Annotated in this window: 2 protein-coding genes; one reads left to right on the plus strand and one right to left on the minus strand. The window is 57.1% G+C overall.

Annotation, left to right across the window (positions count from 1 at the left end; all coding sequences use genetic code 11):
* Positions 1 to 6 precede the first annotated feature (6 nt).
* Complete coding sequence (locus tag ACFWPJ_RS33575; protein WP_378857655.1) at positions 7 to 669, minus strand: NaeI family type II restriction endonuclease; 663 nt, start codon at positions 667 to 669, stop codon at positions 7 to 9.
* 113 nt (positions 670 to 782) lie between these two features.
* Between ACFWPJ_RS33575 and ACFWPJ_RS33580 the strand changes: the two genes are divergently transcribed.
* The coding region (locus tag ACFWPJ_RS33580) for a hypothetical protein (protein ID WP_378857657.1) at positions 783 to 1,083 on the plus strand (301 nt) is incomplete at its 3' end.

Below are 1,083 nucleotides of genomic sequence, written 5' to 3' on the forward strand. Positions count from 1 at the left end.
ACTAATTTATATACCCACCACATCCCGCAAAAACTCTCTGACGCCCGCTTCACCGTGTTTGCTACCTCGTTCTGCTCGCGCCGAAAAGATGCGGTCACGAACGACGGCGTCGATATGCAGGAAGAGATTCGGGGCAAGGATATTGGCATTGCCCCACAGCCATGAAATATTACTTCGCGCCGCAGCGGTAAGAGTGCTTTTCTGATCTCGATTCCGCCCAACACGGAGATAGTCTCGGCGTACGCGAACAAGCCCGGCCGACCAGACTGACTGCAGGTCATTTGCGGTAACGACCAGCGCAATCCGGTTCACGACCTCGGGCGGGAGAGTCCATTCTCCAAACTTCATCGAGTACTTGCAGTCGACTTCGACGCCCGCGATACGATAGTCGGTTGCATCACCATCTGCAAATTCAAAGCAACGCTGGAGATTGATCTCCACGAGAGTACCCATATGAGTCTTCTCGGTCTTGTATAGCTGATCGAAATTCCAGCGGCCCGTCCTCTGGCCGTCGTATAGCTGATCAAGTGTATCCCTGATGACGCCCGCAAACCTGTCCCCCGACTGATCCAGTCGGTAGATTTCCTGCCTCACCAGATCGATCTCGGGGTCACTCGTGTCCGGCTGCCGCGGTGCACCGACCCACTGGTAGTCGTAGCTGTCAGTCACACAGCACCTCCTCCCCTGCCTGTGCTGCTCTGCAACGGAGCCAGCCTACCCAGAGCCGCCCATTACCGAGTCGTTCACCCAAGTCGATCGTCGGATACCATACTATCGCTCATATGTTCGGATCCACCCTCCAGCGCATCGACGACCGCTGCAACGGCCGTTGTCAGGTCCTGGTGCTCCCAAACCCGGACGACGCGCCAGCCAGCAGAGCCCAACGCCTGGTTGGCAGAGCGGTCACGTTCGACGGTCCGCTGCAGCTTGGGCCCCCAATACCACTCGTTGGTCGTCGGACGTCGGCCGTGTTCAGGGCACGCGTGCCAGAAACATCCATCCACGAATACCGCGACCGATCTTGCAGTGAAAACAACAACACGGCGACCCTATTCGTCACCCACAAAAAAACGGAAATACATA

Source organism: Nocardia sp. NPDC058497, assembly GCF_042720195.1.
Lineage (GTDB): Bacteria > Actinomycetota > Actinomycetes > Mycobacteriales > Mycobacteriaceae > Nocardia.